Genomic DNA, 9,118 nt, shown 5'->3' with positions numbered 1-9,118 from the left:
GAAATGCCAACGCCGCGAACTTCCAATCTGGCCCCAAGCCCAAAACCGAGTGCTTTTCCGCGCCAGCGTTGTTGGCTCTTCGCTCACAGGCTTCCAGCCTGCGACGCTCAAGCCGCCTTGCTGGACACGAAAAATCACTGCGGCCTGATTGGCCAATCTAGATGAAAAGTGCTCTAGTCGACCAATGAGCCGTCGTGCGTGCGCCCCTTTTTCTCATCCCAGAGAAACAGGCAATAGGCGGATGCCATGAAGACCATGGTGAAGGCCCAGAAATCGAAAATCGAGATCATGAACCAGCTCCAACCCTGTGTGAGACCCCACACCGTGAAGAGAGCGACCAAACAAAAGACCGCGAGCGCCAATTCTTGTAACCTTTTCGTTTCCATTCTGTAACAATTGCACATTCTGGCAATTTTGCAACTCCAGAGTTGATGCTTGCACGCTTTGAGCGTTGATTTTACGCCTGCTTGACGATGCCCAATGACGAAAAACGCATAGTTTCGATCGGCCTGATCCAAATGGCGATGACTGCTGAGCCTGCGGACAATGTTTCGCGCGCGAAAACGCTGGTGACGCAGGCGGCCAATCAGGGCGCCCAGGTGATCTGCCTGCCGGAAATGTTCAACACGCTCTACTTTTGCATCACGCAGGATACCGAGCAGTTCGACCTCGCCGAACCCATCCCCGGCCCCTGTGTCGAGGCGATGCAGGCGCTCGCCAAGGAGTTGGGCGTCGTGATCATTGTGCCGACCTTTGAGCGCCGTGCGCCGGGGCTTTACCACAACACGGCCGCCATCATCGACGCCGACGGCTCCCTGCTGGGCAAATACCGCAAAATGCACATCCCGCAGGACCCGGGCTTTGAGGAGAAGTTTTACTTCACGCCCGGAGACCTCGGTTTCCGCGTGTGGGACACGAAGTTTGGCCGCCTCGGCGTGTGCATTTGCTGGGACCAGTGGTATCCTGAGGCCGCGCGGCTTACGGCGCTCCAGGGGGCGGATATTCTGTTTTACCCGACCGCCATTGGTTGGCTGCCCGAGGAAAAAGCCGAGCTGGGCGATGCGCAGCACAATGCCTGGGAAACCGTCCAGCGTGGCCATGCCGTGGCCAACGGCTGCCATGTGGTGGCGGTCAACCGCGTGGGGACTGAGGGCGACACCGAGTTCTGGGGCCGCAGCTTTGTCAGCGACTTTTATGGTCAGCTCAAGCACCGCATGGAGCAGGAATCCGGCGTGGCCATCGTCGAGTGCGACTTGAAGGCGCAGGAGGATTTTCGCCGCATCTGGCCCTTCTTCCGCGACCGCCGCATCGACGCCTATGACGGGCTGACGAAGCGCTTCATCGATTAACGACAGATTTTACCAACTACGAATGGCGCGAATGGACGCGAATCCAGTGCAACGAGTTTTTAAGGAACTACGGATAGCACAGATGAACGCAGATTTAATGAGGCGTTCTCTCTCTTTTAAAAATTATCTGCGCTCATCCGCGCCATCCGTAGTTTAGAAATACATCCTAAGATTCGCGTCCATTCGCGCCATTCGTAGTTAAAAAACGTTCGCATTGCTTCGTCTCTTCCGTACTTACATCCCAGCATGAAATCCCCCCGCCGCATGCCCGCAGAATGGGAACCGCAAGTAGCGCTCTGGCTTTCCTGGCCGGTGTCGACGCACATTTGGCCGCAAAAGCACGAGGCGGTGGCGGAGAAATTTGCAGGGATCGCCGCCGCTGCAAGCCGCTACCAGCGCGTGAACATCAATGCGGCCGAGGAAGCGCATGTCTTTATCCGCAACCACCTGCGCCACGCAGGCGCGGTCTGGGAGAACGTCTGGCTCTACGACCACCCGACCAACGACGTTTGGTGCCGTGATCATGGCCCAATCTTCGTGAAAGAAGACGGGCAGGTGCGCGTGACGAATTGGACCTTCAATGCGTGGGGCGGCAAATTCGAACCATGGGATCTGGACAACGCTGCGCCGCCGCTCATGGCCGCCGCGCAGGATTTGCCCTGCGACACCTACGACTTGATCCTGGAGGGCGGCGCCATCGAAGTGAACGGCGCGGGCGTCATGCTCACGACAGACCCGGTTTTGCTGAACCCGAATCGCAATGTTGGCGTGACGCGGGCGGACTACGAAAAAGTTTTCGCCGAGGCGCTTGGCGTGACCGAGGTGATCTGGCTGCCCAGCGAATTGCCCAATGACGACACCGACGGCCACATTGACAACCTGGCGCGTTTTTTTGCGGAGGACTCCGTGCTCTGTGTGTCCAGCCAGCGGGTGCCGACGCTCAGGGAGAACTTTGAGCTGCTCAAGCGCCGCTTCAGCCACGTGGAAGAACTGCCGCTGCCGGACCCAGTATTGAATCGAGCGGGGGAAGAGTTGCCCGCGAGCTACGCCAACTATGTGCTCGTCAACGGCGCGGTGCTGGCGCCGGTGTTCGGTCAGAAAATTACCGATGAATGGGCGCTGGGCGCGCTGAAGGAATGCTTCCCGGGCCGCGACGTTGTGCCGATTGACTGCCGTCTACTCCTGGAGGAGGGCGGCGCGCTGCACTGTATCTCGGCCAACCAACCGGCGTAAACACGCTCACTCAGCGGTAGTAAACGCCGTTCACGTAATCCTTCAGGACGTCGGTGGCTTGCTCAAGGTACTGGAGCTCTTCCTTGAGGTAATACGTGGTTATTTCCCGTTGGGCTTGGCTGCGGCGTGAATCCAGTTGGGTTTCCAGGCGACGCTTTAAGTCATCCACCGCGCGCTTGTTGCCATGGTAGCCGCCGCTCCGGCTAAAGGACTCGTGGAAGTCGCGGAGAATGTATTCCACTTCCCGGGTCCCTTCGGATGGGCGGATGACGCGGCTGTCTTTATTAATGCCGCGCGCGATCATGAACACGCCGTCGAGGAAGCCTTCGAATTCCTGCAATGCCTCTTGTTCTTTTTTCAATGAGGCGAGCGTGACGCGGTCCCAGTTGGCGGCGTTGTCGATCCGTTCGGCAAAGCGTCGGCGTTTTTTCTTATTTTCGCGATTGCTGGTAAAGTGGCGGTCCGAATCGATGTCCGCTTCCGGCGTGTCGTATTCGATGTAATAGGTGGCCAATCCGATGACGCCGCTGGTGCCGTGGTGAATTGCCGGGCTGCCGCTGTTGCCTTCGACGAATTTGGCGTCGATTTCCACGCGGACGGGGCCCACGCCATTCACCTTGCCCGTCAATTGCGTGACGACGGATGCGCCGGCTTCATTGCCAAAGACGGTCACGTCGTCGCCGATTTTGATGTCGTCATAGTTCTCGGGCAGCTTGAGGTATTGGCCGTCGAAGCTAACGGGGAACAGCGCCAGGTCGCGGTCCTTGGCGACAAAGAAAGTGGAGGGCAGGTAGATTTCCTCGCCGTTGGTAGTCTTCGCGGTGAGGCGGCTGGCGCCGGTGATGACGTGGGAGTTGGTCACCATGAACTGTCGCTCTTTCATTTCCAGGAGAAATCCCGTGCCGGAGCCCTTGTCGGATTGGATAATGGCGATGGAGCTGTAGGAAATGTCAGGTGGGGCCGTGGGCGCGGCCTTCTCCTTGGCCTTTCCGTCTGACTCGGATTTCTGCGCGACGGGTTCAGGCTCGGAGTCTGATTCTTCTGCCTCGGGGGGGAGGACGATGCCGCCGCTTTTCTTGTCATGGCTGCGGATGATCTCCTCTGCGCGCGAGGGGGAAACGCGCACGTAGAGCGCTTTGCCCTCATAGACGATCTCTGCCTCAATGGCGGTTAAATAGATATTGGCAGCGGCGGAGTGGCCGCCGAGCTCGAACTCATCGCCGCTCAGGTGCACCCAGTTATAGGGTGGTTTATCGCTCAGTTGGTTAAGCGTTTTGAGTTCCAGCGTCTCACCGGCAGGTAGGCCTTCCTGGGTGCTTGGGCCTTCCCGCTTGCCAAAGCTGCCGACCACGTAGTGGTATTGGTCGCCGTTTTCTTTTAGGTCGAAGCCCAAGCGGTAAGCGGTGCTCTGCAGCTGGACGTCCGCCGGAATGTTCATCGTGGACTCATTCACCAGGACAATGCTGAAATTGCCCAATTCCCGGTCTTCGCCCATGGGGCGGATCGAGTTGTAGCGAATTTGCAGCTTTAGCTTCCCTTGGTCCAGAAGGTCTTCGATTGCCCAGCAGACGACCGCGCTCTGCGAGGACTTTTTTAACTGATTTAGCGCCAGTGACTCCAGTTCGCCTGTCTTTAAGTTAAAGAAATGGATTGAATCCCCATCCATTTTTTCAATTTCGACCTGAAATTCGTCGCCATTGGTCAAACTGAGGGTATCCGGCTTGGGCGCTGCACAAAGCAATGCGCTGCCTAGCGCGGCGTACGCGAAGAGAATTGAAATGAACCGGCATGAGACCATGGATGTTACAAATTAATTGCGGTCTTATGCCTAGATCAAGCCAATAGATGCAGATTATTCCGGTTGGACCAGTTGATGAACGAATCGTAATTTTTCTACGACGGCGGGGGGGAGGACAAATGGATATAAATCCGGCTGGCCCATGCCGCGGTTGAGGCTGTTGACCGCGAACGTGATCGGCAGCGTCGCCTGGAGAATGGGCTCAAAATCCGGCTGATCATAGGGGTCGAAATCAGCTTCCATTTTCACGGATGCCGGCGGAGAGAGCTCGGCGTCGAGGCTCATGCCGAAGGAATAGGCGGTTTCGAGCGTGTCGACCAGGTGCAGATAGTGGGCCCAGGTTTCGGCCCAGTCCTCCCACGGGTGCATGGTCGCGTAGGCGCTGACGAAGGTTTCCGACCAGTTGGCCGGTGGACCATTGTCATAGTGCTCCTGCAACGCCTCGCCGTAGTCCCGCGTTTCATCGCCAAAGAGCATGCGGAACTTGTCCAGCATGTCGGCTTTGGGCGCGACGAGGAGGTCCCAGTAGTAGTGCCCAACTTCATGGCGAAAATGCCCGATCAGCGTGCGGTAGGGCTCGTGCATGGACTTGCGGGTGGCCTCGCGGTGAACCGAGTCTGCCTCGGCAATGTTCATGGTGATCAAGCCGCCGTCGTGGCCGGTCATGACGGGGTCTTCGCCTTCGATGTCGGCGAGAAAATCAAACCACAAGCCGGTTTCAGGCTCCTTCCAGCGCCCCCTCACGGGTAATTGCAGTCGCAGCAGGCTGTAAACCAGCCGATGCTTCGCCAGCTCCAGCTTACGCCAGGAGCTCAGATTGGCCGGCACATTGAGGTCGGGAATTACGTGGTTGAGCTCGCAAGCGCGGCAATACGGGTCATCGCTCGACGTTGGCACGAGCCAGTTGCAGGCGCCATGCTCGCGGTTGGCGCAAAATTTATAGCTCGCCTTGGGGCTGGCCAGGGCTTCCAGCGCCCCATCTTTCTCCACCACGGCGCTCAGCATGTTTTGACGCCACAGGTAGCCGAGCTGGCTGCCGCAAGAGCCGCAATGCGTGTTTTCAAAAAAGAGCAATTGCCCGCATTCGTCACATTGAAAGATTCTCATAGTGGTGTGCGCCGTATCTGGCGCGGTGATTGATTGATTGCCACCAACATTATAGCGAATTCCTCAACTGCTCAAGTGAGTCTAGAGCATTTTTCATCGAACTTGTCCGAATCAGGTGGGGATAAGATTGGATGCAGCGCAAGGCGGCATTGATTGAGCGGGCTGGAAGCCCGTAATTGAAATGCCAACGTAGCGAACTTCCAATCTGGCCCCAAGGCTCGAACCGAGTGCCTTTCCGCACCAGCGGTGTTGGCTTTTCGCTCACAGGCTTACAGCCTGCCACGCTCAAGCCGCCTTGCTGGACACGAAAAATCACTGCGTCCTGATCGGCCAGGTTAGATGAAAAGTGCTCTAGTGATTTTGCCGCATTGTGACTGCTTGGTTGCCGCCGGGGTTCGTTTTTCCCAGCATTGACATTTAACGCCGGGCATTTGCAATGGATTCCTTACCAATGGCCACCATGGAACAGACTCACATCGCCGCGCTTTATCACTTCTTTGATTTCGACGATTTCGAGGCGTGGCGCCCGCGTTTGCAGGCTTTGTGCGACGAGGCGCAGCTCCGCGGCATCCTTCTAGTCGCTCATGAGGGCATAAATGGCACCGTCGCCGGGCCCGAAGCTGGCATTCAGCATCTGCTGACCACGCTGCGCGCCGATGAGCGTATGGCCGGGCTCGTGGCGAAGTTTTCCTTTGCGGACGAGAATCCATTCCGCCGCGAAACCGTCCGCGTGCGCCTGAAAAAGGAAATCGTCACCATGGGCGTGCCGGGCATCGACCCGCGCACCGAGGCTGGCGAATACGTGGGCCCGGAACGCTGGAACGAGCTCCTCAACGACCCGGAAGTCATCGTCATCGACACGCGCAACGACTACGAGACGCTGCTCGGCAAGTTCAAGGGCGCGATCGAGCCCGACACCGAAGACTTCCGGCATTTTCCCGAGTGGGTGAGCAAAAACCTCGACCCGCAAAAGCAGCCCAAGGTCGCGATGTATTGCACGGGCGGCATTCGCTGCGAAAAGGCCACTGCCCTGATGAAGCGCGAGGGCTTTCAGGAAGTTTACCACTTGGAAGGCGGCATTTTAAAATACCTGGAAACCACGCCGCAGGACCAGAGCCAGTGGGAAGGGGAGTGCTTTGTCTTCGACCAGCGCGTGAGCGTCGACCACGACCTCAAGCCCGGCCAGTTCGCGCTCAACTTCGCCTGCGGCCACCCCCGCCGCAAAGACGACGACTCCACCGAGTGCCCCATCTGCGCCAAGCGCGGGGATGGGGCTAAGCGTTGAGCGCAGCATCGAGCTCTTGCTCCAGTTTCTTGGTCATATTATCTTCGTAGGGGACGCGGTCCCTGATGGATCTGAATGCCTGGCAAGCGCTTTCGTCGCCCAGTGCATGGTAAGCCTTTGCCACGTATAAGCAGGAAATTGCGCGGTCAATGTGTTCAGATTCGGGTTCAGTCAGGGGAAGTAGAGTTTGAATGCCGTCGCGGTATCGCTTAAGTTCGATCTGGAGCGCGCCAAGGGTTCCTTTTAATGTTTTGGCGTCAGGCAAGACTTTGGACAAGTGTTGAATGATGCTTTCACAGGTTTCTAAATGATCTTGGTTATGACGGGGAGTATACGTAGCAAGAGAGTCGAAAAGCCATGCTTTCTCTACTGGCAGAATTGGCATGGTTGCAATCGATTCGGTATAGATTTTCAAGGCCTCATCGTAGTTGCCATCGTGGAGGTGAAGACGATAATAGTTGATGGTATTTTGATCGTCAATGGGGAGCTCTTTGATTTTTAGAACGTCGGCCGAGACAGATTTATCGTAGCGGTGCAGTTCCCCCAGATAGTTTTGATCAACATTATGATTGGGCGGTGACGTTTTGCCCTTTAGCGCCATGAGTATCTGCTTCCCGTCATTGGGAATACTGACATTAGGACCAAAGGTGACATCATGTGGCCATATATTTAAGGCAAGCGAAACGCCTTCTTTGAGCAAGATGACGATAAAAGCCATTTTCAGGAGTTTCCCTGGATAGCCATCCAGTGTGAAATAATAAAGGGCGAAGATGGCAACAGATAGCAGATTTGCGAGCGCCCCTGACGCCGAATAGATTATTTGCTTCCAACGTATGCCTTGAGTGGGGAGTTCATGCCCCAGGTAAGTCCACCCTTGTTGGATAGGTTTAATTGAACGGCTATTCGTCTAAGTTTGAAGGTAATTAGGGGGCGTTTACTGCCGATCATGATCGCTCGGACATTATAACCGAGCAAATTGCCTACGACCGCATGGCCTGCTTCATGGATAATGATATGCAGGTAGCTCCATACCAAATAGATCAGCAATATCCATAGTGCGTTCATGTGTGCTCCTATCTGAGCTGTCTATAATCATGTTGCGAGGAAAAATAACAGACTGTTACCCAAGGTCGCGGTGATAAATCCGCCGCAAAATTGTAATTTGCATGTAGCGGGTTTTGCGCTAAATTGCCGCCCATGTCAGAGGCAGGACAAGGATCTACCGGCAATGTGATTGCCGCATTGTGCAGTTTTTTCATTCCTGGCTTGGGCCAGCTCATCCAAGGGCGCATGGCCAAGGCCGCCGTCATGTTCGTGCTCAGCATCGTGCTGTGGTTCAACATGCTCGGTTGGATCATCATGATCTGGTCGACCATCGACGCCGCGATGTTCAAGCCGGGCAAGTAGTCGCCAGGCCAAGCCTGACTGGTGATCTCTAGGTTCTGTTCGAAATAGCTTTTTTGCATTTTCGAACACTCCCTAGTTTTTAATCCAAGCAGTGTTGCGGGATGCCTCCGCGCGCTGCTTTTTTGGTGCGCCTTCGGGTTATAAACAAAGGGCGGGTGTGTAATCCTGTTCGTATTGATCCGGTTGACGCCTTCACTTATTCTGATCGGCAGAGAATCAGAAAAGTGAAACTTACCTACAGAACGCCGCGTATTGATTTCGTGAACGCCACTTGCCGCTATTATATTTTCGTCGGCGCGCAGTTTTTGGTCATAGTGGGCGTCCTCTGCTGGCAGTACAGGCTTATGCCATCTGACCTGCTTTTTAAATACCGACCAGTCACTGAAATTTTCGGACGATTGGCATTGTTGATCCTGATTGGCGCGCCAGTGTTGGCCGGGCTGTGTGTGGCCCACAACCGTTGGGAGCGCCGGACTCGGCTCGTTGTGGTGGACTATGGGGTGTGGGTGGAGCGTGTTGGCCGCGGAAGTCGACTCTACCGTTGGAGCGAAATCGAGCATGCGGTAAGCGTCCGCAAGGGTGGTTCGCTGGGGCTCTCGGTTCGCAACAAATTGTTGCCCATCACGATTAGCGGTTTCAACTACGAGGCGCGTAGCCGATTCGTACGTCTCGTCAAAGAGGGGCAGGGCCGCTCCACCACAGCCACATCGTCGTCGCCTGATGTGCGTTCGCAAGTCGTTGATCATCAGCGCGGATTATTAGTAAGCGGCGCCGACTAATAAAATGCTCGCGTGTTCACTTTTCGGTTGTGATCACACTTAGGCCTGTTAGTGTTTTATTGATCACTTAAACGGTCATCACACATTGCCGTAGCACAGGCGTCCCGCCTGTGTTGTTTCGGTTAGATGGAGTCAGGGCACAGGCGGGACGCCTATGCTA

General features: G+C 55.9%; 9 protein-coding genes. 5 read left to right on the top strand and 4 right to left on the bottom strand.

Annotated features, from left to right (window positions below):
* Positions 1–173: 173 nt before the first annotated feature.
* Positions 174–386 carry a hypothetical protein gene (locus RBB63_RS23455; protein WP_309387860.1) on the bottom strand — a complete coding sequence of 71 codons (213 nt, stop codon included), beginning with the start codon at positions 384–386 and terminating at the stop codon, positions 174–176.
* 87 nt (positions 387–473) lie between these two features.
* Here RBB63_RS23455 and RBB63_RS23450 point away from each other — a divergent pair, with 87 nt between their 5' ends.
* Positions 474–1,349 carry a carbon-nitrogen hydrolase gene (locus RBB63_RS23450; protein ID WP_309387859.1) on the top strand — a complete coding sequence of 292 codons (876 nt, stop codon included), beginning with the start codon at positions 474–476 and terminating at the stop codon, positions 1,347–1,349.
* Positions 1,350–1,595: 246 nt separating this feature from the next.
* Positions 1,596–2,582, top strand: coding sequence for an agmatine deiminase family protein (locus RBB63_RS23445; protein ID WP_309387858.1), 987 nt, complete (start codon positions 1,596–1,598; stop codon positions 2,580–2,582).
* A 10-nt stretch (positions 2,583–2,592) separates the two neighbouring features.
* Here the strand turns inward: RBB63_RS23445 and RBB63_RS23440 are convergent, their stop codons facing one another.
* Both RBB63_RS23440 and RBB63_RS23435 read right to left on the bottom strand, forming a co-directional pair.
* On the bottom strand, positions 2,593–4,380 hold the full coding sequence (locus RBB63_RS23440; RefSeq protein WP_309387857.1) for a S1 family peptidase: 1,788 nt from the start codon (positions 4,378–4,380) through the stop codon (positions 2,593–2,595).
* A 54-nt stretch (positions 4,381–4,434) separates the two neighbouring features.
* On the bottom strand, positions 4,435–5,487 hold the full coding sequence (locus tag RBB63_RS23435; RefSeq protein ID WP_309387855.1) for a zinc-binding metallopeptidase family protein: 1,053 nt from the start codon (positions 5,485–5,487) through the stop codon (positions 4,435–4,437).
* A 460-nt stretch (positions 5,488–5,947) separates the two neighbouring features.
* On the opposite strand from RBB63_RS23435, the gene trhO reads away from it, so the two are divergent.
* A complete protein-coding gene (gene trhO / locus RBB63_RS23430) occupies positions 5,948–6,772 on the top strand; it encodes an oxygen-dependent tRNA uridine(34) hydroxylase TrhO (RefSeq protein WP_309387854.1) in 825 nt (274 codons plus the stop codon).
* On the opposite strand, the gene RBB63_RS23425 is transcribed toward trhO, so the two are convergent.
* Positions 6,762–7,490: a tetratricopeptide repeat protein gene (locus RBB63_RS23425; RefSeq protein WP_309387853.1), complete on the bottom strand. Its 729-nt coding sequence runs from the start codon at positions 7,488–7,490 to the stop codon at positions 6,762–6,764. The two genes, trhO and RBB63_RS23425, sit on opposite strands and share 11 nt — an antisense overlap.
* Before the next feature lie 479 nt (positions 7,491–7,969).
* On the opposite strand from RBB63_RS23425, the gene RBB63_RS23420 reads away from it, so the two are divergent.
* Entirely contained in the window at positions 7,970–8,179 is a 210-nt protein-coding gene (locus tag RBB63_RS23420; protein WP_309387852.1) for a hypothetical protein, read from the top strand.
* A 344-nt stretch (positions 8,180–8,523) separates the two neighbouring features.
* Entirely contained in the window at positions 8,524–8,958 is a 435-nt protein-coding gene (locus tag RBB63_RS23415; protein WP_309387850.1) for a hypothetical protein, read from the top strand.
* Positions 8,959–9,118: the final 160 nt, after the last annotated feature.

Source organism: Cerasicoccus frondis, assembly GCA_031296915.1.
Classification (GTDB): Bacteria; Verrucomicrobiota; Verrucomicrobiia; order Opitutales; family Cerasicoccaceae; genus Cerasicoccus; species Cerasicoccus frondis.
This window is presented reverse-complemented; position numbering and strand designations above follow the sequence as displayed.

Coding starts and splice junctions, on each gene's coding strand:
- RBB63_RS23455 (WP_309387860.1), bottom strand. CDS start 386: ATGGAAACGAAAAGGTTACAAGAATTGGCGCTCGCGGTCTTTTGTTTG.
- RBB63_RS23450 (WP_309387859.1), top strand. CDS start 474: ATGCCCAATGACGAAAAACGCATAGTTTCGATCGGCCTGATCCAAATG.
- RBB63_RS23445 (WP_309387858.1), top strand. CDS start 1,596: ATGAAATCCCCCCGCCGCATGCCCGCAGAATGGGAACCGCAAGTAGCG.
- RBB63_RS23440 (WP_309387857.1), bottom strand. CDS start 4,380: ATGGTCTCATGCCGGTTCATTTCAATTCTCTTCGCGTACGCCGCGCTA.
- RBB63_RS23435 (WP_309387855.1), bottom strand. CDS start 5,487: ATGAGAATCTTTCAATGTGACGAATGCGGGCAATTGCTCTTTTTTGAA.
- trhO (WP_309387854.1), top strand. CDS start 5,948: ATGGAACAGACTCACATCGCCGCGCTTTATCACTTCTTTGATTTCGAC.
- RBB63_RS23425 (WP_309387853.1), bottom strand. CDS start 7,490: ATGGCTTTTATCGTCATCTTGCTCAAAGAAGGCGTTTCGCTTGCCTTA.
- RBB63_RS23420 (WP_309387852.1), top strand. CDS start 7,970: ATGTCAGAGGCAGGACAAGGATCTACCGGCAATGTGATTGCCGCATTG.
- RBB63_RS23415 (WP_309387850.1), top strand. CDS start 8,524: ATGCCATCTGACCTGCTTTTTAAATACCGACCAGTCACTGAAATTTTC.